At 69.7% G+C, this 21,560-nt stretch carries 18 protein-coding genes; 12 read left to right on the forward strand and 6 right to left on the reverse strand.

The annotated features are described in order from the left end of the window. The first annotated feature begins 36 nt into the window (after window positions 1-36). The 6 genes from B140_RS11460 (at window position 37) to galE (ending at window position 5,409) form a co-directional block, all read left to right on the forward strand. Window positions 37-525, forward strand: coding sequence for a DUF3099 domain-containing protein (locus B140_RS11460; protein WP_083912175.1), 489 nt, complete (start codon window positions 37-39; stop codon window positions 523-525). A 4-nt stretch (window positions 526-529) separates the two neighbouring features. Then, on the forward strand, window positions 530-2,179 hold the full coding sequence (locus tag B140_RS0100130) for a N5-glutamine methyltransferase family protein (protein WP_018117314.1): 1,650 nt from the start codon (window positions 530-532) through the stop codon (window positions 2,177-2,179). Then, the gene (dtd, locus tag B140_RS0100135) at window positions 2,176-2,610 is read left to right on the forward strand and encodes a D-aminoacyl-tRNA deacylase (protein ID WP_026165797.1); all 435 of its coding nucleotides are present in this window, start codon (window positions 2,176-2,178) and stop codon (window positions 2,608-2,610) included. The genes B140_RS0100130 and dtd overlap by 4 nt, the downstream gene beginning before the upstream one ends. A gap of 54 nt (window positions 2,611-2,664) precedes the next feature. After that, window positions 2,665-3,654, forward strand: coding sequence for a sigma-70 family RNA polymerase sigma factor (locus B140_RS0100140; RefSeq protein WP_018117316.1), 990 nt, complete (start codon window positions 2,665-2,667; stop codon window positions 3,652-3,654). 108 nt (window positions 3,655-3,762) lie between these two features. After that, window positions 3,763-4,449 carry a metal-dependent transcriptional regulator gene (locus B140_RS0100145; protein ID WP_018117317.1) on the forward strand — a complete coding sequence of 229 codons (687 nt, stop codon included), beginning with the start codon at window positions 3,763-3,765 and terminating at the stop codon, window positions 4,447-4,449. A gap of 3 nt (window positions 4,450-4,452) precedes the next feature. Continuing rightward, window positions 4,453-5,409, forward strand: a complete 957-nt coding sequence (galE, locus tag B140_RS0100150) for a UDP-glucose 4-epimerase GalE (protein WP_018117318.1) — start codon at window positions 4,453-4,455, stop codon at window positions 5,407-5,409. On the opposite strand, the gene B140_RS0100155 is transcribed toward galE, so the two are convergent. Then, window positions 5,406-6,416, reverse strand: coding sequence for a DUF4192 domain-containing protein (locus B140_RS0100155; RefSeq protein WP_018117319.1), 1,011 nt, complete (start codon window positions 6,414-6,416; stop codon window positions 5,406-5,408). The genes galE and B140_RS0100155 overlap by 4 nt on opposite strands. Before the next feature lie 228 nt (window positions 6,417-6,644). Between B140_RS0100155 and B140_RS0100160 the strand changes: the two genes are divergently transcribed. From B140_RS0100160 to B140_RS11465, 3 genes are all read left to right on the forward strand, one after another. Then, window positions 6,645-7,574, forward strand: coding sequence for a proteasome assembly chaperone family protein (locus tag B140_RS0100160; protein WP_026165798.1), 930 nt, complete (start codon window positions 6,645-6,647; stop codon window positions 7,572-7,574). Between the two features lie 61 nt (window positions 7,575-7,635). Next, window positions 7,636-10,155 (forward strand): DEAD/DEAH box helicase, encoded by a 2,520-nt coding sequence (locus B140_RS0100165; RefSeq protein ID WP_018117321.1) that lies wholly within the window; start codon window positions 7,636-7,638, stop codon window positions 10,153-10,155. A 93-nt stretch (window positions 10,156-10,248) separates the two neighbouring features. Next, on the forward strand, window positions 10,249-11,211 hold the full coding sequence (locus B140_RS11465; RefSeq protein WP_018117322.1) for a hydrogen peroxide-inducible genes activator: 963 nt from the start codon (window positions 10,249-10,251) through the stop codon (window positions 11,209-11,211). Here the strand turns inward: B140_RS11465 and B140_RS0100175 are convergent. Together B140_RS0100175 and B140_RS0100180 are read right to left on the reverse strand one after the other, a co-directional pair. Then, a complete protein-coding gene (locus B140_RS0100175) occupies window positions 11,186-12,049 on the reverse strand; it encodes a hypothetical protein (protein ID WP_018117323.1) in 864 nt (287 codons plus the stop codon). The two genes, B140_RS11465 and B140_RS0100175, sit on opposite strands and share 26 nt — an antisense overlap. Window positions 12,050-12,137: 88 nt before the next feature. Next, entirely contained in the window at window positions 12,138-12,995 is an 858-nt protein-coding gene (locus B140_RS0100180; RefSeq protein WP_156801585.1) for a hypothetical protein, read from the reverse strand. A gap of 93 nt (window positions 12,996-13,088) precedes the next feature. On the opposite strand from B140_RS0100180, the gene hrpA reads away from it, so the two are divergent. Beyond that, the gene (hrpA, locus tag B140_RS0100185) at window positions 13,089-16,922 is read left to right on the forward strand and encodes an ATP-dependent RNA helicase HrpA (RefSeq protein ID WP_018117325.1); all 3,834 of its coding nucleotides are present in this window, start codon (window positions 13,089-13,091) and stop codon (window positions 16,920-16,922) included. A gap of 16 nt (window positions 16,923-16,938) precedes the next feature. Here the strand turns inward: hrpA and nrdR are convergent, their stop codons facing one another. Together nrdR and B140_RS0100195 are read right to left on the reverse strand one after the other, a co-directional pair. Then, window positions 16,939-17,409, reverse strand: coding sequence for a transcriptional regulator NrdR (gene nrdR, locus B140_RS0100190; RefSeq protein ID WP_026165799.1), 471 nt, complete (start codon window positions 17,407-17,409; stop codon window positions 16,939-16,941). Between the two features lie 75 nt (window positions 17,410-17,484). Continuing rightward, window positions 17,485-17,685, reverse strand: a complete 201-nt coding sequence (locus B140_RS0100195) for a hypothetical protein (RefSeq protein ID WP_026165800.1) — start codon at window positions 17,683-17,685, stop codon at window positions 17,485-17,487. Window positions 17,686-18,094: 409 nt separating this feature from the next. On the opposite strand from B140_RS0100195, the gene lexA reads away from it, so the two are divergent. Continuing rightward, the gene (gene lexA / locus B140_RS0100200) at window positions 18,095-18,790 is read left to right on the forward strand and encodes a transcriptional repressor LexA (protein WP_018117328.1); all 696 of its coding nucleotides are present in this window, start codon (window positions 18,095-18,097) and stop codon (window positions 18,788-18,790) included. A gap of 191 nt (window positions 18,791-18,981) precedes the next feature. Beyond that, on the forward strand, window positions 18,982-19,764 hold the full coding sequence (locus tag B140_RS0100205) for a DeoR/GlpR family DNA-binding transcription regulator (protein WP_026165801.1): 783 nt from the start codon (window positions 18,982-18,984) through the stop codon (window positions 19,762-19,764). Window positions 19,765-19,832: 68 nt separating this feature from the next. On the opposite strand, the gene ptsP is transcribed toward B140_RS0100205, so the two are convergent. Beyond that, window positions 19,833-21,533, reverse strand: a complete 1,701-nt coding sequence (gene ptsP / locus B140_RS0100210) for a phosphoenolpyruvate--protein phosphotransferase (RefSeq protein ID WP_051069200.1) — start codon at window positions 21,531-21,533, stop codon at window positions 19,833-19,835. Window positions 21,534-21,560: the final 27 nt, after the last annotated feature.

Genomic DNA, 21,560 nt, shown 5'->3' on the forward strand with positions numbered 1-21,560 from the left:
GCCGGCGCTTGCTACACGTGGGGCTACCCTGGGCTCATGGCTTCTGACGGTGACGGATCGCGGGCGCGCGCGGGAGCGCACGCCGAGGTGTACGAGGCCTCCGAGACGATCGGGGCGTCGGCCCCCTCCCCCACCCGCCCGGCGCGGGCGCGCCCCCTGAGGCGGGGCGGGCGCCGGGGCGTGGCGCTGATTACCGACGCCCACCGCACCCCCGAGCAGGACCGCCGCCACCGCGAGCGCGTGTACGGCGCCCTGCAGGCGGCGCGCCTGCCGATGATCGCCGTGGCGCTGACCACCCTGGTGGCGTGGGAGAATTGGTGGATTGCCGGTACATTGTTCTGCGTCTCCATTCCCATGCCGTGGATCGCCGTGGTGCTGGCCAACACCCGCGGGGAGCCCCGCGATTCCCGCGCCCAGCAGGTGTACAAGCCCGCGCTGATGCGGCAACAGGCCGCCACGGCGCAAGCCCTCGAGACCGCCACGTACCAGGCCCTTACTGAACCCGAGCCACCGAAGGATCTCTAACTCCATGCCTGTTTCCCGTCTTGCCGACGCCGCCCGCGCCCTGGTGCCCCTGCTCCGTCGTGCCGGGTGGACCGCCGCGGGCCTCCGCGAGCACCTGGGGGAGGCGGCCACCGCCGCCCTGTACCGCGGGGAGCCCGCCGCCGTGCGCCGGGCCGTCTCCGACGACTCCCCCCTGTCCTTCCTGACCCGCCTGCTGGTGCTGCGCGAGGAGGTGCCCTGGCGGCGCTGCGCGGAGGCACTGGGAGAGGACCTGGCCCGCGCCCTGGTCTCCGCCGAGGCCCTGGAGCGCCGCGAGGACCGGGCCCGCATGCTCATCGACGTGCGCCCGCACGTCCTCGCCGGGGTGGACCGCTGGGTGTTCTCCGACGCCGACGCCTCGATGACCTCCCACGTCCCCGGCCCGGATCACGTCCTCGGGGTGGGCTCGGCCAGCGTCTCCCTCATGCAGTCCGTGCCCGACTCCCCGGTGGATACCCTGCTCGACCTGGGCACCGGCTCCGGGGTGCAGGCCCTCGCCCAGTTCCCCCTTGCCCGACGCGTGGTGGCCACCGACGTCCACCCCCGCGCCCTGGACTTCGCCCGGGCCACCTTCGCCGGGGCGCTCGCCGACCCGGCGGGCTCGCCCGACGCCGTGCCCGGGGTGCCCGGTGTACCCGAGGTGCCCGAGGTGGAGGTGGCCGCCGGGGCCTGGTTCGAGCCGGTGGCCGGGCGGCGCTTCGACCGCATCGTGAGCAATCCCCCGTTCGTGGTGGGCCCGCCCGCCGTGGGGCACGTCTACCGGGACTCCGGCCTGGCCCTCGACGGCGCCTCCGAGCTGGTGCTGTCCCAGATGCCGCGCCACCTCAACCCGGGCGGCACCGGGCACGCGGTGGCCGCCTGGGTGCACCGCGAGGATCAGCCGTGGCAGGCGCGGGTGGCCTCCTGGCTGCCCTCCCACGGCGTGCGCGCCTGGGTGCTCCAGCGCGACGTGGCCGATCCCGCCCTGTACGTGGGCACCTGGCTGCGGGACGAATCGCTCGATCCCCGAGGCCCCGAGGCGGATCGCCGCACCCGCGAGTGGCTGGACTTCTTCGAGCGCGAGGGGGTCACCGGCGTGGGCTTTGGCTTCGTGGCCCTCACCCGCCTGGGCGACGACGAGCCCAGCGAGGTCGTGGCGGAGGAGCTAACCCAGGAGTTCAGCGATCCGCTGGGGCCCGAGGTGGAGGAGTACTTCCTGCGCGCCGCCTGGCTCGCTCACGCCCAGGGGCACGGGGAGATCCTTGCCTGCCGCTTCGGCCTGCGCCCCGGCGTGGCGCGCGAGCGCGTGGACGTGGCCGACGCCGCCACCGGGATGGGCTTTCGCCCCGCCGTGCAGCGGCTGAGCCGCACGGACGGCCCCCGGTTTAGCCACGAGGTGGACGAGCACATCGGCGCGATCGTCGCCGGGTTGCACCCGGAGGGGCTGTGCCTGGGCGAGGTGGTCCACCTCTACTGCGCGGCCCGGGATCTCGACGCCGCCGAGGTGGGCCCGCAGGTCAGCGCCGCGGTGGTGGACCTCGTGCGCCACGGCCTGCTGCTGCCCGCGGACCTGCTGGAGGGCGGCTCCCCGCTCGCACCGGCGGAGGCTGCCGTCTCGACGCGCCCGGCGGGCGCCGACGCCGAGGGGGCGCGATGAGGGCGGTGCTGAGCCGGGTCACCCGGGCCAGCGTGCGGGTGGACGGCGCCGTGGTGGGCGCCATCGAGGGCCCGGGCGTGCTCGCCCTGGTGGGGGTGCACCGCGAGGACTCCGCCGGGGACGTGGCCACGATGGTGCGCAAGATCGCGGAGCTGCGCCTGCTCGACGGCGAGGTGAGCGCGCAGGACTCGGGTGCACCCGTGCTGCTGGTGAGCCAATTCACCCTGCAGGGGCGCACCGCCCGGGGGCGGCGGCCCTCGTGGTCGCAGGCCGCCCCGGCCGAGGCCGCGCGCCCGCTCATCGAGGCCGTGGCCGAGGGGCTGCGCGCCCGGGGCATCCCCGTGGAGCAGGGCAGGTTTGGCGCCCACATGGAGGTGGAATCCGTCAACGACGGCCCCTTTACCCTCCTGGTGGAGACCCGGGGGAACTAATCTCCTCGCCCGCGCGTTGTACGTGGCAGCATCGGTGAGAACGAGGAGGCTTTCATGACACAGGCGTCGGTGACCGAGTTGGACTCTGAGGAGCAGGACCGCGGCAGCCGCCGAAATCAGACCAACGACAATCCCTCCGCCGACCTCGTTCGCGTGTACCTCAACGGCATCGGCAAGACCGCCCTGCTCTCCGCCGAGGACGAGGTGGAGCTGGCCCAGCAGATCGAGGTGGGCCTCTACGCCGAGCACCTGCTCGTGCACTCCGAGGAGCCGCTCACCCGCGCCAAGAAGCGCGACCTCAAGGTCCTGGCCCGCGAGGGCAAGAAGGCGCGCAGCCACCTGCTGGAGGCCAACCTGCGCCTCGTGGTCTCCCTGGCCAAGCGCTACACCGGGCGCGGCATGCCGCTTCTGGATCTCATCCAGGAGGGCAACCTGGGCCTGATCCGCGCGATGGAAAAGTTCGACTACGCCAAGGGCTTTAAGTTCTCCACCTACGCCACCTGGTGGATTCGCCAGGCCATCACCCGGGGCATGGCGGATCAGTCGCGCACCATCCGCCTGCCCGTGCACCTGGTCGAGCAGGTCAACAAGCTCTCGCGGATCAAGCGCGAGCTGTACCAGCACCTGGGCCGCGAGGCCACCAACGAGGAGCTGGCGGAGGAGTCCGGCATCGACGAGTCCAAGATCGAGATGCTGCTGCGCCAGTCGCGCGACCCGGTGAGCCTGGACATGCCCGTGGGCGCGGACGAGGAGGCCCCCCTGGGGGACTTCATCGAGGACGCCGAGGCCGCGGACGCGGAGAGCGCCGTGGTGGCCTCGCTGCGCCACTCCGACATCCGCTCCGTGCTGTCCACCCTGGAGGAGCGCGAGCAGGACGTCATCCGCCTGCGCTACGGCCTCGACGACGGCGTGCCGCGCACCCTCGACCAGATCGGCCGCCGCTTTGGTCTATCCCGCGAGCGGGTGCGCCAGATAGAGCGCGAGGTCATGAGCAAGCTTCGCGACGGCGAGCGGGCCAACCGGCTGCGCGATTACGCCCAGTAAAACGTCGCGTCCCCGCCCCCGCGCCCGCCTGATGGCGGCGGAGGGCATGCCGTGCGGGTATTGTGATGGTCACTTCCTTAGCGCGAACACACAACAAATGAGGTAACAGTGAAGGATCTCGTCGATACCACCGAGATGTATCTGCGCACCATTTACGAGCTCGAGGAGGAGGGGATTGTCCCCCTGCGGGCCCGTATCGTGGAGCGCCTGGAGCAGTCCGGCCCCACGGTGAGCCAGACCGTGGCCCGCATGGAGCGCGACGGCCTCCTCCACGTGCGCCCGGATCGCAGCCTGCAGCTCACGGAGGAGGGGCGGGCCCGCGCCACCGCCGTGATGCGCAAGCACCGCCTCGCCGAGCGCCTGCTCACCGACATCCTCCACCTCGACCTCAACCAGGTGCACGACGAGGCCTGCCGCTGGGAGCACGTGATGAGCGACGAGGTGGAGCGCCGCGTGATCGACGTCCTCGACGACGCCTCCTACTCCCCCTTCGGAAACCCCATTCCCGGGCTCAAGGCCCTGGGCGTGGACCGGGAATCCCCCGGGGAGCGCGGGGTGCGGCCGGTGGACCTGCCCGAGGGCAAGGAGATCCCGGCCCTGTTGCTCCAGGTCAACGAGATCGTGCAGATGGAGGGGCGCCAGCTGCGCGCCCTGGCCGAGGCCGGCATCACCGTGGGCTCCGAGGTCATGGTGCGCCACGACAACAGCGTGGTGACCATCGCCAAGGACGGCGCGGCCATCGAGCTGGCCGACGACCTCGGCCACGCCATCCGCGTCGAGCCGGTGGAGGGGTAAGCGATGAAGCTACTGGTCACCGGCGGCGCGGGCTACGTGGGCAGCGTGTGCTCCCAGGTGCTCATCGAGGCGGGACACGACGTCACCGTCGTGGATAACTTCTCCACCGGCAACCGGGACGCCGTGCCCTCCCGCGCCCGCCTGGTGGAGGGAGACGTGGCCGAGGTGGCGGACGCCGTGTTTGCCGAGGGCGGCTTTGACGGCGTCCTGCACTTTGCCGCCCGCTCCCTGGTGGGCGAGTCCATGGAGAAGCCGGACGAGTACTGGCGGGACAACGTGGGCACCACCCTGAGCCTGCTGGACGCCATGCGCCGCCACGGGGTGAACAGCCTCGTGTTCTCCTCCACCGCCGCCACCTACGGGGAGCCGGACAGCGTGCCCATCACGGAGGAGGCCCACACCTGCCCCACCAACACCTACGGGGCCACCAAGCTCTCCATCGACTACGCCATTACCTCCTACGCCTCCGCCTACGGCCTGGCGGCCACCAGCCTGCGCTACTTCAACGTGGCGGGCGCCTACGGCGGGCTGGGCGAGCACCGGGAGGTGGAGACCCACCTGATCCCCCTGATCCTGCAGGTGGCCCTGGGCCGCCGCGAGAAGATCCTCGTGTTCGGCAACGACTGGCCCACCCCGGACGGCACGGCGGTGCGCGATTACATCCACATCCGCGACCTCGCCCAGGCGCACCTGCTGGCCCTGGAGTCCAACCGGCCCGGGGTGCACCGCGTCTACAACCTCGGTTCCGGGGCCGGTAACTCCGTGCAGGAGGTCATCGACGCCTGCCGCGAGGTCACCGGGCACCCCATCCCCTCCGAGCTGGCTCCCCGCCGCGCCGGGGACCCCGCGGTGCTCATCGCCTCCTCGGAGAAGATCATCCGGGAGCTGGGCTGGAACCCCACCCGCACGGACATCCGCACCATCGTCTCCGACGCCTGGGAGTACACCCGCAACGCCTAGTAGCGCACCGGGTCCGCGCCCTGCGCCCCCTCCCGCACCGCGTCCAGCATGGCCTCGATCCCGCAGCGGACGGCCATCGCGTGCAGCAGGCGCGCCAGGTTGTGCCCCGGAGCCTCCTCCTGGGCCGCCTGCAGCGCGAACGGCACCCGCCATCGCCTGCCGCTTTGCGCGGCCGCGAGCGCGTAGAGGCACAGGGCGTTGGCCCGCACCTCTCCCCTGGTCTTACGCGCCACCTCCAGCATGGTCCGGTGCGCACCCTCCGCGTGCTCGAGGACCTGCGGGATCAGGGCGTCGCGCACAACGTGATGGCCCAGCAGGATCGCCAGGTGCCGCGCCTCCCCCTCGCCCTCCAGCAGCGCACCGGCCTCCGCCATGACCTCGGCAAACCCCTCCGGGCGGCGGCGGATCTCGCTCACCAGCGCCAGGCAGTCGCGGGCGTCCACCGGCCACGGCGCGCCCTGTGGGTCGAAGAAGGCCCGGGCCTCCCGCCGGTTGATCTCCGGCAGCTCCCCTCGCTCGATAAGGCACCCCATGGTGGGGCTGGCCGCAACCGATTCGATCACCCCGGCGCGCCACTGCTCCGGGACCGGGACCCCGCGCACCGCGGCGTAGCGCTCCCCGGTGGCGATGCCGGGGGCGTGCCAGCAGCCCCAGCAGAAGGGCGGGGACCCCTCGTCCCGCGCCCAGTCCCGCAGCACCGCGCGCAACCCCTCGGGCGGCGGCGCGCCGACGACGAACGCCACGAAGGCGCCGCTTCCCTCCGCCGCCAGGAGGGATCGCCCCTGGGCGAGAACGCCCGGCGGGGCGGAGGCGTCGGTGCGCAGCACCTGTCCCAGGGCGTAGGTGCCGCGCTCGGGGCGGCGCCCGAGGCTGGCCGGGGCGGATAGGCCGCGCCCGTGCGGCTCCAACCCCATGAGGACCACGGAGTCCTGGGGATAGAACCCGAGGAGGGCGGGAATGGTGGCAAAGAGGTAGCCCGGTATGCGGGCGAAGCTCGGCGTGCTCATGGCGTCGAATATGCCGGGTCGCCGCCGGCGAGGCGAGCGGGCGGCGCCGGGGGCTGTGGATAACGGGCGTTGTCCACAACCCGCCCTCCCGGCGCGTGCTGCGGGCGTGCGCGCGGGGTTGGTTAGAATGGCGGTCACTACCTCGCGGAAGCACCACTGATGACCCCTAGGGGAATGATCCCGGGGGTTGCGTCGTTACACCGGGTAGACCAACAAAGGAGGACGATCGTGCCGGAAGAATACCGCCGCATGTATGAGCTGGAGTATCCGTCGCCGGAGGTGTCCTCGGAGGGGGCCGAGGGCCCCACCCTTATCGTGGCCCTGCACGGGTACGCGGACGCGGGCCAGGCCGTGAGCGCCAGCGCGGATCACCTCATGGCGGCCCTGGAGAACCGCCTGGTGGCGTCCTTTAACACGGACGAGCTCATCGACTACCGTTCCCGTCGCCCCACCGTGACCATGGAGAATCACGAGGTGACCAAGATCGAGAAGCTCTCCCTGGACATGCGGGTCCTCCGCGACATTCAGGGGCGGCACTTCCTGCTGCTCAGCGGGCCGGAGCCGGACCTGCGCTGGGACGCCTTTACCCAGGCGGTGGCGGGACTGGTGCGCAAGTACAACGTGGCCAAGGTGATCTGCCTGTACTCCGCGCCCATGACGGTCCCGCACACCCGCCCGCTGGTGGTCTCCGCGCACGGCAACAACGCTGAGCTGATGCAGGATTTGTTCCGCTTTGACGGCTCGGTGGTGCTGCCGGGCTCGGCGGCCCTGCAGCTCGAGTCCGTCCTGGGCGAGCAGCGCACGGCGGTGGCGGGCTTTACCGCGCACGTCCCGCACTACGTCTCCTCCTCGCCCTACCCGGAGGCCACGCTGAAGCTGCTGCGCTCCGTGGCCCACAACGCGCACCTGGACCTGCCCCTGCAAACCCTGGAGCGGGACTGGGAGCGGGTGTCCCAGCAGCTCACGGAGCAGATGGAGGACTCCGCAGAGATTCAGCACGTGGTGGGCGCGCTGGAACAGCAGTACGACGAGGAGCTGGAGCAGTACCGCTCCCGGCACCCCAAGGCCATGCTTCCCGGCGAGGAGGACCTGCCCAGCGGCGAGGAGATCGGCCAGGAGTTCGAGCGCTTCCTCGCGGATCTGGACGAGGAGGACTAGCCCCTCCCGGGGGCCGAGCGCGCCCCGACCCGCGCGCCGGAGGTCTACTAGGGTGGGACGGGTGAACCTCTCCCAGATGCTCCCAGACCTCAGCGAAGTACCGGAATCGCTCTTCGACGAGTCCATCTTCGACTCCTTTAGCGCCTGGACCCGCGAGCGGGGCATCACCCTCTACCCGGCGCAGGAGGAGGCGGCCCTGGGCATCCTCGCCGGGGACAACGTCATCCTGGCCACCCCCACGGGCTCGGGCAAGTCCATGGTGGCCATCGCCGCGCACTTCATCGCCATGGCGCGCGGGCAGCGCAGCTTTTATACCGCCCCCATCAAGGCGCTGGTGAGCGAGAAGTTCTTTGCCCTGTGCGACATCTTCGGCCCCGATAACGTGGGCATGATGACGGGCGACGCCACCGTCAACGGCAACGCCCCCATCATCTGCGCCACGGCGGAGATCGTGGCCAACGTGGCCCTGCGCGACGGCGACCGGGCGCGCATCGACCAGGTGGTGATGGACGAGTTCCACTACTACTCCGACCCCGAGCGCGGCTGGGCCTGGCAGGTGCCCCTCCTGGAGCTGCCCCAGGCGCAGTTCCTCCTCATGTCCGCCACTCTCGGTGACACGGAGGCGTTGCAAAAGGACCTCACCGCCCGCACCGGGCGCACCACCTCCCTGGTCGCCGGGGCCGCCCGCCCGGTGCCGCTGGATTTCTCCTACGTCTACACCCCGGTGCACGAGACGATCGAGGAGCTGCTTGAGCAGGGCAAGTCCCCCATCTACGTGGTGCACTTTACCCAGCGGGAGGCCACCGAGCGCGCCCAGGCGCTGACCTCCATGCCGATGATCACCCCGGAGGAAAAGGAAGGCATCGTCGCAGAGATCGGCTCCTTCCGCTTCAGCACGGCCTTTGGCAGCCAGCTCTCCCGGCTGCTGCGCAAGGGCATCGGCGTGCACCACGCCGGCATGCTGCCCAAGTACCGCCGCCTGGTGGAGCGCCTGGCCCAAAAGGGACTGCTGAAGGTCATCTGCGGCACGGACACCCTGGGGGTGGGGATCAACGTGCCGATCCGCACCGTGCTCATGACGGGTCTGGCCAAGTTCGACGGCACCCGGCAGCGCATCATGAAGTCCCGGGAGTTCCACCAGATCGCCGGGCGCGCGGGCCGCGCCGGGTTTGATACGGAGGGCACCGTGGTGGTGCAGGCCCCGGAGCACGAGATCGAGAACTGGCGGCTGCGCCAGCGCGCCGGGAGCGACCCGAAGAAGCTCAAGAAGCTGCGCAAGAAGCACGCCCGGGAGGGGGAGGTGAGTTGGGGCGAGCGCACCTTTGACAGGCTCACTCAGGCCGAGCCCGAGCAGATGGCCTCGCAGTTTAAGGTGTCCAACTCCATGGTGATCAACCTGGTGTCCCGCCCCGGGGACACCTACGCGCACTTCGAGCGCCTCCTGCGCGGCAATCACGACCCGCGCGCCAAGCAGAACAAGGACATCCTGACCACCCTGGAGCTGGGGCGGGGCCTGCTGCGCGCCGGGATCGTGGAAAAGCATAAGGAGGGCTACCGGCTGACCCGCGAGATGCAGCGGGACTTCGCCCTCAACCAGCCGCTCTCCCCCTTCGCCCTGGCCGCGCTGAGCCTGCTCGATCCCGAGTCCGATACCTACACCCTGGATCTCATCAGCACCTTCGAGGCGATCCTCGACGACCCCCGCCCCATCCTGATCGCCCAGCAAAAGGCGGCACGCGGGGAACGCATCGCCGCGCTCAAGGCCGAGGGGGTGGACTACACCGAGCGCATGGCCATCGTGGAGGAGGTCACCTGGCCCATGCCGCTGGCCGAGGAGCTAGAGGAGGCCTACGAGACGTTCAGCGAGGGCGCGCCGTGGGCCAAGGAGTTCCGGCTGAGCCCCAAGTCCATCGTGCGCGACATGATCGAGCACGCCATGACGTTCTCCGACCTGGTGGCCACCTACTCCCTGGCGCGCTCGGAGGGCGTGGTGCTGCGCTACCTCACCGACGCCTGGCGCACGCTGCAGCACTCCGTCCCCGCGGAGTACCGCACGGACGAGCTGGAGGACATCGAGGTGTGGCTGGGCGAGCTGATCCGCCAGGTGGACTCCTCGCTGGTGGACGAGTGGGCGCACATGGCCGACCCCGACGCCCCCGTCTCCCAGGCCGTGGTGGACCAGGAGCTGGCCTTCGGGGTGGAGGACCCCACGGCGCTGACCGCCAACCGCCGGGCCTTTATCATCATGGTGCGCAACGCCATGTTCCGCCTGGTGGAGCTGTTCGCCTGGGAGAAGGAGGAGCGCCTGGCCGAGCTGACGGACTATCTCGACGACGCCCCGGACTTCCCCGCCGCGATGGACGAGTACTTCGACCAGTACGACGACCTGGATACCGGACCCCAGGCGCGCGGGCCGGAGTACTTCCGGCTGGAGACCTCCGGGCGGGCCTGGGCGGTGCGGCAGGTGTTCAAGGACCCCGAGGACGATCGCTCGTTTGCCTACGAGGCGGTGGTGGACCTGGACGCCTCCGACGAGGCCGGGGAGGTGCGCTTCTCCTCGCTGCGCATCGACGCCCACTGAGGGCGGGCCGAGGCGGCGTCGTGGAAGGTCACCGGGGTCAAGGGTGGAGTTATTAATGGCTCCCGCGCCGTCTCATAGGTTATGGTAATAACCATGCACAACAAGGAGTACCGGCCGACTCTTGCCCAGCTTCGCACCTTCGTGACCATCGCGGACAACAGGCACTTTGGCACCGCCGCGGCAAAGCTCAACATCTCTCAGCCCTCCCTCTCCCAGGCGCTCTCCGCCCTGGAAAACGGGATCGGCGTGCAACTCATCGAGCGCTCCACCCGCAAGGTCATCGTCACCCCCATCGGGGAGCGCCTGCTGCCCTACGCCAAGGCCGCCCTCGACGCCACCGACATCTTCGTGGCGCACTCGCGCGGCTCCTACGGCCAGCTCATCGGCCCGCTCTCCCTCGGCGTGATCCCCACCATCGCGCCCTACCTGCTGCCCACGCTGCTGCCGCTGCTGCGCCAGGAATACCCGGAGCTCGAGCCGCGCATCGTGGAGGACCGCACCACCCAGCTCCTGGAGATGCTGCGCGACGGCCGCATCGACGTCGCCCTCCTCGCGCTGCCCTCCGAGTCTCCCGGCGCGGTCGATATCCCCCTTTACCAGGAGGACTTCGTGGTGGTGGTGCCCTCCACGCACCCCCTCGCCGGGCGCCACGACCTCTCCCTCCAGGCCCTCGACGAGCTTCAGCTCCTGCTGCTCAACGACGGCCACTGCCTGCACGATCAGATCGTGGACCTGTGCCGCAAGGCGGACCTGAACCCGAGCGAGGCCGCCAGCGCCGTCACCCGGGCCTCCTCCCTGACCACCATCGTGCAGCTCGTGGCCGGGGGCCTGGGCGCCACGCTCGTTCCCGTCAGCGCGGTCGGCGCGGAGTGCCGCCGCCCGGGGCTGAGCACCGCCACCTTTGCCCCCGGCGTGAGCGCGGAGCGGCACGTGGGGCTGGTGCACCGCTCCTCAAGCTCCCGCACCCCGGAGTTCACCAAGCTGGGGGCGGTGATCACCAAGGCGTACCGGGCCACCACGCCCCACGAGTTTAGGCCGGTAATTGGCCGCCGCTAGCCTGGCGGTAGATGTGGGCGATCGCCAGGTAGCAGGCCGGGGTGAGGATCAACAGCCCCAGGCCGAGGGTCAGCAGGCCACCCACGAGGATCACGAGGGTGCTCAGGAAGGAAAACAGCAGAAGCTGCGGGTAGTTGCGCTTTCCGGCGGCAACGCCCAGCTTGATGGACTCCCCCACGCCGTGGCCGTCCGCCGCGTACCAGGTCCACAGGCTAAACAGGGGACCCAGCAGCCACACAGCGAGCAGGAGGCCGAGGATACAAAGTAGCCCTATAAACGTCGCTTCAGGAGCGATCATGTGCCCGACCCGCGAAAATACGATCAGCAGCACTACGAGGAACAACACGGTCCCCACAAGAAGAATGCCTTGAAGGATGGACACCCCCAGCACCTTGAAGTACGGGACGTTACGGAAGAAGTCCGCCAGGGAGATGCGCCGCTTGGTCACCTGCGCCAGCAGCCCCACCAAGAGGAACGGGGTAAGGAAAAACTGAGCGAGACCAACTGCGCCGTTGGCCACTGAATTAGCGTTCATGGAATAGTCCACGGCCTCCGCGTCGGACATCACTGAGTAATCGGGACCAGCAAGGTAAAAGCTCACCCCGGCGACCACGCCGATGACCAGGCCGATCGCCAGCGTTCCGAGGATCCAGATGTACCAGCTCGCAAAGACTGCCTTGAACGCCCACCTCACGGCGTCCATCACGTTGGCCTTCCCCGTTCCCACCGCGGGGGCGGTCCTGGCCCACTCCGGGGTCTCCGGCTGCTCGGGGCTGGCGTACGTCGGGTAGGCGTCAAAGCCCGAGGAGCCCTCGGGGTAGTTCGGGGGATTCGTCATTACTCCCTCTTCTCCTTAAAATCTACGTGCGCATCGGTATGTTTCCCGCGCCCATCATACCGGAGTTTTCACCCCGGATTCTTTCCCGTTAATTCCGCGCAGGCAACGGGCCGCCAAATGCCTGGCGCGCCATGTGGGCGTTGGCGAGAAGGTACACCGCCGGGAACACGAAAAGCCCCAACCCCAGGGTGAATACGATCGCGAAAACCATCACCATCGGGGCGATGAGTCCATAGAGCAGCAGCGCCCAGTAGTTGCGCTTCCCGGCGGTCAGGCCCCGGGATATTGCGGCCTTGGCGCTCTGCCCCTCGGCGGCAAACCACTCCCAGAAGAACACCAGAGGGGAAAGAAAAAAGGTGAGCAGGCCGCCGATCCCGAGCGCGAGGAGCACGAGCACCGCCTGAATATCGTCGTCGAACGCCTCCCCGGTGAGTCCCCCGACGAGGGCCAAAAGATAGGGAAGAAGACTGGTGACGGCGTAGCTCGCCAGCGCGGCGAGGAACACAGCGCCGTAGTTGAGGTTCTGGAAGAAGTACGCCCACTGCCCCTTTTTCTTGCTCACCTGCGCCAGGGCCCCGGCGCAGAGGAAGGGGGTGAGAAGGAGCATGGAGAGCCCCGAGACCAGGTTGGGCGTCAGGTTCTTCCATCCCTGCGGCAACGCGTCGATGGCCACCTCGGCGGAGCCGCCGCCCAGGCCAAAAACGGAGAAGGCCACGGCAAAGCCGAGGGCCCCGATGATGAACATCATCAAAAACGATCCCAAGATCCACACTCGTTTGTTGGAAAAGACCGCGCGGAAGGCCCATCCCACGGCCTCTAGCACGTCCACCTTGCCTCCGGGCCGAGCGGGCTGTTCCTCCGCCCATTGCGGGGTTTCCTGCACGTAACGGGGGTAGCCCTCGAATCCGGGAGAATCTTCCGGATGGGGCGTAGAGGGATACGTCATTGTTTCCTCTTATCTCTCGGAAATACGGAACCTCTCCCCATGCTACCTAGCCATTGGACTGCGGCCCGCTATCCCCTAAAATCGTCCCCTAGCATGGAAAAACTGAAAGACCACATCGCCTCCCGCCTCAGCTCCGTCCCCCTCGCCCGCGAGCGCGCCCTGCGCCGTCGCTTCCGCGAGGCCTCCTCCGAGCGCGACTGGGAGGCCCTGGCCCGGGACGTCGATACCGCCGTGGGCGAGGTGGAGCGCAGGGCGAGCGCCATCCCGGAGATCACCTTCCCCGAGGAGCTTCCGGTGAGCGCGCGGCACGACGACATCGCGCAGGCCATCCGGGATCACCAGGTGGTGGTGATCGCCGGGGAGACCGGCTCCGGCAAGACCACGCAGATCCCCAAGATCTGCCTGGAGCTGGGCTTCGGGCGGCGCGGGCTCATCGGGCACACCCAGCCCCGGCGGCTCGCCGCGCGCACGGTGGCCGAGCGGATCGCGGACGAGCTGGGCCAGGACATCGGCCAGTCCGTGGGCTACGCCATCCGCTTCGACGACCGCGTGAGCCCCAGCACCTCCGTGAAGCTGATGACCGACGGCATCCTGCTCGCGGAGATGCAGCGCGACCGCTTCTTCAACGCCTACGACGTCATCATCATCGACGAGGCCCACGAGCGCTCGCTCAACATCGACTTCCTCCTGGGCTACCTCAAGAGGCTGCTCCCCCAGCGCCCGGACCTCAAGGTCATCATCACCTCCGCCACCATCGACCCCGAGCGCTTCGCCCGGCACTTCTGCAACGCCCAGGGCGAGCCCGCGCCCATCGTGGAGGTCTCCGGGCGCACCTACCCGGTGGAGATCCGCTACCGCCCCGAGGAGGAGGACCCCGACGCCCTCGTCCACGCCATCGAGGAGCTCATGGCGGAGGGGCCGGGGGACATCCTGTGCTTCTTCCCCAGCGAGCGCGACATCCGCGACGCCATGGAGGTGCTCGAGGCCAAGAAGTGGCGCGCCACCCACATCCTCCCCCTGTTCGGGCGGCTGTCCAACCAGGAGCAGCACCGCGTCTTTTCCCCCCACTCGGGGCGGCGCATCGTGCTGTCCACGAACATCGCGGAGACCTCCCTGACCGTGCCCGGCATCCACTACGTGGTGGACACCGGCACCGCGCGCATCTCCCGCTACTCCACCCGCACCAAGGTGCAGCGGCTGCCCATCGAGCCCGTCTCCCAGGCCAGCGCCAACCAGCGCTCCGGCCGCTGCGGGCGCATCGCGGACGGCGTGGCCATCCGCCTGTACTCGGAGGAGGACTTCGCCTCCCGCCCGGAGTTCACCGACCCCGAGATCCTGCGCACCAACCTCGCCAGCGTGATCCTCCAGATGGCCTCGCTGCGCCTGGGGGACATCGCCCGCTTCCCCTTCGTGCAGCCCCCGGAGGCGCGCCACATCCGCGACGGCCTGCACCTGCTCCACGAGCTCGGCGCCATCACCCAGCGGCACAACGAGGGGCAGCCCAAGCTCACCCGCATCGGGCGCGACCTCGCGCGCATCCCCGTGGACCCCCGCCTGGCCCGCATGCTGGTCGAGGCCCACCGCCTGGGCTGCCTGCACGAGGTCATCGTGATCGTGGCGGCACTGACCACCCAGGACATCCGGGAACGCCCCCTCGACCACCAGGCCAAGGCGGATCAGTTGCACGCCCGGTTCCGCGATAAGCGCAGCGACTTCCTCAGCTACCTCAAGCTCTGGGAATACCTTGGCGCCAAGCGCTCGGAGCTCAGCGGCAACGGCCTGCGCAGGCTGATGAAGGCGGAGTTCTTGCACTACATGCGCTCGCGCGAGTGGCGCGACCTGGTGCGCCAACTGCGCGACGTGGCCAAGCAACTCGGGTGGAACATCCCCGACCCCACCGGCAACGCCGAGGCGATTCACTGCAGCCTGCTCGCCGGGCTGCTGATGAACATCGGCCAGCGCGACGGTTCCTCCAAGGAGTTCCGGGGCACCCGCAACACCCGCTTCATGGTCTTCCCCGGCTCCGCCCTGGCCAAGAAGCCGCCGGAGTTCCTCATGGCCGCGGAACTCGTGGAGACCTCGCGGCTGTGGGCCCGGGACGTGGCCGCCATCGACCCCGCCTGGGTGGAACGCCTGGCGGGCGACCTGCTCAAGCGCCAGCACTCCGATCCCTCGTGGTCGCGCTCCAAGGGAGCGGCGATGGTCCGGGAAAAGGGCACCCTGTACGGGGTCCCGCTCTACGCGGACAGGCCGGTGCCGTATCACCGGGTCGATCCCGAGGCCGCCCGCGCGATGTTCATCCGGCACGCGCTCATCGAGGGGGACTGGCACACCCGGCATCACTTCTTCCACGACAACGCCGCCAAGCTCGCCCAGGCCGCCGAGGTGGAGGACAAGGCCCGCCGCCGCGGCCTCGTGGCCGACGAGGACGCGCTCTTTGACTTCTACGATCAGCGCCTGCCCGACTCCATCACCACCGGGGCGCACTTCGACTCCTGGTGGAAGAAGAAGCGCCGGGATAGCCCCCATCACCTGGACTTTTCCCCCGAGGCCCTGCTGGACGACGCCGCGCGGGAGGTGACCGAGGAGCTGTTCCCCGACCGCTGGGGAAAGTTCCGCCTGGAATACACCTTCGAGCCGGGTGCCAAGGACGACGGCGTGCGCGTGCTCGTTCCCGTGCCCATGCTCGCCAGCGTGGACCCCGCGCCCTTCCGGTGGCTCGTGCCCGGCATGCGCGAGGAACTCGTCACGGAGATGATCCGCGGCCTGCCCAAGGGCCTGCGGCGCAGCGTGGTTCCCGCGCCGGACTTTGCCCGCCGGATTCTCCCCCTCCTTGACCCCGAGGAGGACCTGTGCGAGTCCGTGGCGGCGGCCCTGCGCCGGGTGGGCGGAACCGGCATCAACGCCTCCGACTTCTCCCCCGCCGCCCTGCCCGCGCACCTGCGGATGACCTTCGCGGCGGTGAACAAGCGCGGCAAGATCGTCGATTCCGACAAGGACGTGCGCGCGCTGCGCACGCGGCAGTCCGCGCAGATCCACTCCTCCATGGACCGGCTGAGCAACTACGCGGAGACCACCGAGGCCGCGGAGTGGCGCGAGGACACCCTGGGGGCCATTCCCGAGACCGTGGAGACCAGCGTGGACGGGCACACGGTCACCGCGTACCCGGCGCTGAGCCTGCCCAAGCAGGGCGTGGCGGTGGTGGTCTTTCCCACCAAGGCCGCGGCCGATCAGTCCATGTTCACCAGCACGCTCACCCTGCTCATGCGCGGGGTCTCCCTCAGCGCCAAGCAGATGGTCAAGGGGCTGCCCCTGCAGCAGCGGGTGGCCGTGGAGCACTACCCGCACGGCGGCATGGAGGGCCTCGTGGAGGAGGCGCGCGTGGCCGCCATCCGGGACCTTCTTGTGACCGCCGGGGGCCCGGCCCGGACCCCCGAGGGCTTCTCCCGGCTCCGGGCCGCCGTGGAACCGAAGGTGGCCGGGGAGGTGCGCCGCACGATCGTGGCGCTGGCCCCGGGGCTGGTGGCCTACCAGCGGCTCTCCGAGGAGCTCCAGGGCTGGGAGGGCCCCGCCATCGAGGACATGCAGGGCGAGCTGGCCTTCCTGCTTCCCCCCAAGGCCCTCATCGTGCACGGCACCGAGCGGCTCAAGCACCTCCCCCGGTACCTCCAGGCGATGTCGCTGCGCCTGGAGGAGATGCCCCGCGACCCGGACAAGGACGCCGACCGGCAGGACGAGGTGGACGCCGTGCGCGGGCAGCTCGACAAGGTGCTCAAGGCCAAGCCTCGGGGCTTCGAGAAGACGCGGGCGGTCAAGGACGTGCTCTGGATGATCCAGGAGCTCCGGGTGAGCCTGTTCGCGCAGCGCCTGGGCACCGCGCAGCCGGTCTCGCGCAAGCGGATCACCCGGGCCATCGACAAGCTGTGAGCGGCGTCGGCGGGACCTAGTCCTCGTGCGGGGCAGCCTCCCGGAGGCGGCGCCGCATCAACCGGATCTCCTTTTCAAAGTCCTCCGCGCAGTCGAAGGACTTATACACCGAGGCGAAGCGCAGGTAGGCCACCTCGTCGAGTTCCCGCAGCGGCTCCAGGATGGCCAACCCGATGGCGTTGGCGTTGATCTGGGAGCTGCCGTGGCTGCGCACGGTCTCCTCCACCTGCTGCGCCAGGCGCTTGAGCGCGTCGTCGGATACGTCCCGCCCCTGGCAGGCGCGGCGCACGCCCACGATCACCTTCTCGCGGCTAAAGGGCTCGGTGACTCCGTTGCGCTTGACCACCAGGAGTATCGCCTTTTCCACCGTGGTGAACCTTCCCGAGCAACTGCTGCACTCGCGGCGTCGCCTGATGGCGGCCCCGGCGTCGATCACGCGGGAATCAATGACCCGGGAATGCGCGTGGTGGCAAAAAGGGCAATACACGGGGGAACCTTCTCCTGGGGAGGAATCGTCTAGGGATGACCGCACCCCATTGTAGGAAAGCCCACCCCGGCGCCGTCATCGGGAGGCCGAGGCAACCGAGGCCCCGGAGGCCCCCGCGTGCACGCTCGGCGCCGGTTCCACCGAGGCGTCCGCGCCCTCCGTGAGAAACATCGTCCCCAGCACCATGCTGAGCCCGAACAATCCCCCGACGAGGTACGTGGTCAGGCGGTCCGCGGCGCTGCGTCGCGCGGGTGTTCCACTGCTCCACCGAGGCACATCGTACCCCCTCGATCCGCCCTCGCCGTGGGCCTCATTCGAAAATGTCAGCGTTCGAACATCGCCCTCGAAGAAGGCTCCGGAACGCCCCCGGTTGGGCTCCCATATGGCTGCGCTCGCAGGAGTGGCAGCGGGGAAAGAAGCGTTCTTAACAGGAAAAAGAGAGATCGTCATAGCCATTCCTTTCACCATCGCCCGCCAGGATAGGCTGCGGGCGCGACACTATCGAACACGACCACCGAAATCTTAGATCACCTGTTCGACTCCGATGTTCTGATCCCGTTATAGCACCCTCCCGTGGGAGTGTCTAGCCCCGCCGGGTATTTTTTCGAACACCCGTCCCAAACCCCGGCCCGGGTTGTGTAGAGTGAGGGGCAACGGAGTCACACAGGCACGAAGGAGTCCACGCATGCCGCGCACCTCGCACCGCCCCGACCGGGACGACGACACCCCGAATCTCGCCGACCTCTCCCCGCGTCAGCGGCGCATCCTCGAGGTCATCCGCGACGCCGTCGTGCTACGCGGCTATCCCCCGAGCATCCGCGAGATCGGGGACGCCGCGGGCCTCCAGTCCACCTCCTCGGTGGCCTACCAGCTCAAGGAGCTGGAGAAGAAGGGGTTCCTACGGCGCGATCCCAACAAGCCCCGCGCGGTGGACGTCCGGCACCTGCCCGGGGATTCCGCGCCCAAGAAGGCCCCCGCGCCCGCGACTATCCCGCCGGAGGCCTCCGCCACGTCCTACGTGCCCATCGTGGGCAGCATCGCCGCGGGCTCTCCCATCCTGGCGGAAGAAAACGTGGACGACTACTTCCCGCTGCCCAGCGACGTCGTGGGCGACGGCGAGCTGTACATGCTCAAGGTATCCGGCGACTCCATGCGGGACGCCGGCATCCTGCACGGGGACTGGATCGTGGTGCGCTCCCAGCCCGTGGCCGAGGAGGGGGAGTTCGTGGCGGCGCTCATCGACGGCGAGGCCACCGTCAAGGAGTTCCACAAGGACGCCACCGGCGTGTGGCTCCTCCCGCACAACGACGCCTACGATCCCATCGACGGCACGCACGCGCAGATCATGGGGAAGGTGGTATCGGTTATGCGCAAACTCTAGCGGCCGCCACCCCCACATTGAGGGGAACCGCGCGCGGCCTCCACCCGTTTCCCACTTTCTGACCTCACCTTTTGGCCCGAGCCCACACGAGGTCAACAAAAACCACAGAGACCATGTGGCTTTTATGGAAGAATGGGGAACACGCCGGGATCTGATGACCCGAATGTGCCCGATTGGAAAGGACAACCGCCGTGTATGCAGAGGAGCGCCGCCGCCAAATCGCCGCCCAGACTGCCGTTGAGGGCAGGGTGAATGTGACGGAGCTTTCCCGAAAGTTCAAGGTCACAGCAGAGACGATCCGGCGCGACCTCGCGGTGCTCGACCGCGACGGCATCGTGCACCGCGTGCACGGCGGTGCCGTGGCCACGCAGTCCTTCCAGACCACGGAGCTTTCCCTCGACGCCCGCCTGCGCTCCGCCCCCAACGCCAAGTCCGCCATCGCGCGCGCGGCCCTGGACTTCCTGCCGGACTCCCCCGGCGGCGGGCTCTTCCTCGACGCCGGAACCACGGTCACCGCCCTGGCGGATCTCATCGCGGACACCCCCCAGGCGCACCAGTGGTCCATCGTGACCAACAGCCTCCCGATCGCCCTGACCATGGCCAACAAGGGGCTCAGCGAGATCCAGCTCCTCGGCGGCTCGGTGCGCGCCATCACCCAGGCCGTGGTGGGAGACACCGCCCTGCGCACCCTGGCGCTCATGCGCGCGGACGTCGCCTTCATCGGCACCAACGCGCTGACCCTCGATCACGGGCTGTCCACCGCGGACGCCCAGGAGGCCGCCATCAAGTCCGCGATGGTCACCAACGCCCACCGCGTGGTGGTGCTGTGCGATTCCAGCAAGATCGGCAACGACTACCTGGTGAGCTTCGCCGGCATCACCGACATCGACGTGGTCATCACCGACGCCAACGCCCCGGAGTCCTACGTGCGCAGCCTCCGGGACCGGGACATCGAAGTCGTGCTCGCCTCGTAACCCCCTGCCCCACCCCCGTCCCGCGCTGCGGCACCGTGCCCTGGGGCGGGGCGGCCCCTACCGGCGGCCTACCGCTCTAGCGCCGCGCGCACCGCGTCCCTGGCCTCGGAGGCGCCCTCGGAGGCCAGGGCGGCCGTCGCCGCCGCCTGGCACTGCTCAAGGGTGACCTCCGCCAACTGCGCGCCCACCCCGGCCACCGCCGTGGAGGCGGCGGACAGGGAGTTCACGCCCAGGCCGGTGAGCACGCAGGCGAGCATGGGATCGGCGGCGGCCTCGCCGCACACGCCCACGGCGGTGTTGGTATCGCGGCCTACCACGCAGGTGTGCTGGATCAGCCGCAGCACGGCGGGCTGCCACGGGTCCGTGAGGTAGGCGAGCTGCGAGGAGAGGCGATCCGCCGCCATCGTGTACTGGGTGAGGTCGTTGGTGCCGATGGAGACGAAGTCGAGGTGCGGCATGATCTTATCCGCCATGAGCGCGGCGGCGGGCACCTCGATCATCGCGCCCGGGGTCAGCCCCCGCTCCTTGCACAGGGAGGCGAACCACTCCGCCTCGCGCGCGGTGGAGACCATCGGGGCCATCACCCAGGTGGGGGCCTGCTCGCCGCGCCCCTGCGCGGCCTGCGCGATGGCGTCGAGCTGGCGGGTGAGCAGGGCCTCGTTGTCGCGCGCGATGCGCAGGCCGCGCACGCCCAGGGCGGGGTTTTCCTCCTCGCTCATGTTGGCGTAGGCGATGGGCTTATCGGACCCCGCGTCCAGCGTGCGCACCACGACCTTGGACTCCGGGAAGGCCGCAAAGACCTTGCCGTAGAGCGCGGCCTGCTCCTCTACCGAGGGCTCCTCGGTGGCGGAGAGGAAGCTCATCTCGGTGCGGTAGAGGCCGATGCCCTCGGCCTGCGTCTCGGCGGCGATGCGCGCGGCGTTGGCGTCCTGCACGTTGGCCAGGAGCTGCACCCGGTGATCGTCCCGGGTGCGGGCCGGTCCCGTCCACCGGGCGATCGCGGCGGCGCGCTCCTGAGACTCCTTGACCAGGCGCGCGGACTCCTCGGGGTCGGCCCCGCTGCGCACCACGCCCAGGGCGCCGTCCACGAGCACCTTGTCCCCGGGACGGAAGTCCCGCACGGCGGCACCCGCCGCCACGATGCAGGGCAGGTTGAGCTGCCGGGCGATGATCGCCGTGTGGCTGGTGGGGCCGCCCAGCTCGGTCACCAGGGCGCGATAGTGGTCGGTGTCCAGGGCGGCGGTGTCCGCCGGGGAGAGGTCGTCCGCGAACAGCACGGCCTCGCCCTCAATCGCGGGCAGGCCCGGCTCCTCCTCGCCGCGCAACTGGGCGATCACGCGGTCCCTAATGTCCTTCAGGTCCGTGGTGCGCTCGGCCATCACGCCCCCGGCGGCGTTGAACATGGCCACGAACTTGGCGGTGGCCTCCACCACGGCCACGGCGGCGTCCGTGCCCGACCGGACGTTCTTGCGCACCGTCTTGCGCCAGCCGCGATCCCGCACCATGCCCGCGGTGGCCGTCAACACCTCGGCGGCGGCGCCCTCCGCGGCCCCGGCGCGGCCGTCGAGGCGCTCGGCCACGGCGTCGGCGGCGGCCACGAACCTCTCGTATTCGGCGTCGCGCTCCTCCTCCGGGATCGCGGGGCCGTTCGTGGGAAGCTCGGGTCGGGGTCGGACCCACACGACGTCGGCATACGCGATGCCCGAGACCACGCCGGTGCCCTTCACGGTGAGGCGATCAGAAGTGTTGTTTCCAGAACCTTCGGTCATGCGCCCCACTCTAGCCGGGGCTGCGCG

Origin of the sequence: Corynebacterium mastitidis DSM 44356 (assembly GCF_000375365.1) — a bacterium.
GTDB classification, from domain to species: Bacteria; Actinomycetota; Actinomycetes; order Mycobacteriales; family Mycobacteriaceae; genus Corynebacterium; species Corynebacterium mastitidis.

Excerpts from the sequence above, each read along its gene's own strand:
- B140_RS11460 (WP_083912175.1), top strand. The coding sequence starts at position 37 with ATGGCTTCTGACGGTGACGGATCGCGGGCGCGCGCGGGAGCGCACGCC.
- B140_RS0100130 (WP_018117314.1), top strand. The coding sequence starts at position 530 with ATGCCTGTTTCCCGTCTTGCCGACGCCGCCCGCGCCCTGGTGCCCCTG.
- dtd (WP_026165797.1), top strand. The coding sequence starts at position 2,176 with ATGAGGGCGGTGCTGAGCCGGGTCACCCGGGCCAGCGTGCGGGTGGAC.
- B140_RS0100140 (WP_018117316.1), top strand. The coding sequence starts at position 2,665 with ATGACACAGGCGTCGGTGACCGAGTTGGACTCTGAGGAGCAGGACCGC.
- galE (WP_018117318.1), top strand. The coding sequence starts at position 4,453 with ATGAAGCTACTGGTCACCGGCGGCGCGGGCTACGTGGGCAGCGTGTGC.
- B140_RS0100155 (WP_018117319.1), bottom strand. The coding sequence starts at position 6,416 with ATGAGCACGCCGAGCTTCGCCCGCATACCGGGCTACCTCTTTGCCACC.
- B140_RS11465 (WP_018117322.1), top strand. The coding sequence starts at position 10,249 with ATGCACAACAAGGAGTACCGGCCGACTCTTGCCCAGCTTCGCACCTTC.
- B140_RS0100175 (WP_018117323.1), bottom strand. The coding sequence starts at position 12,049 with ATGACGAATCCCCCGAACTACCCCGAGGGCTCCTCGGGCTTTGACGCC.
- B140_RS0100180 (WP_156801585.1), bottom strand. The coding sequence starts at position 12,995 with ATGACGTATCCCTCTACGCCCCATCCGGAAGATTCTCCCGGATTCGAG.
- hrpA (WP_018117325.1), top strand. The coding sequence starts at position 13,089 with ATGGAAAAACTGAAAGACCACATCGCCTCCCGCCTCAGCTCCGTCCCC.
- lexA (WP_018117328.1), top strand. The coding sequence starts at position 18,095 with ATGCCGCGCACCTCGCACCGCCCCGACCGGGACGACGACACCCCGAAT.
- ptsP (WP_051069200.1), bottom strand. The coding sequence starts at position 21,533 with ATGACCGAAGGTTCTGGAAACAACACTTCTGATCGCCTCACCGTGAAG.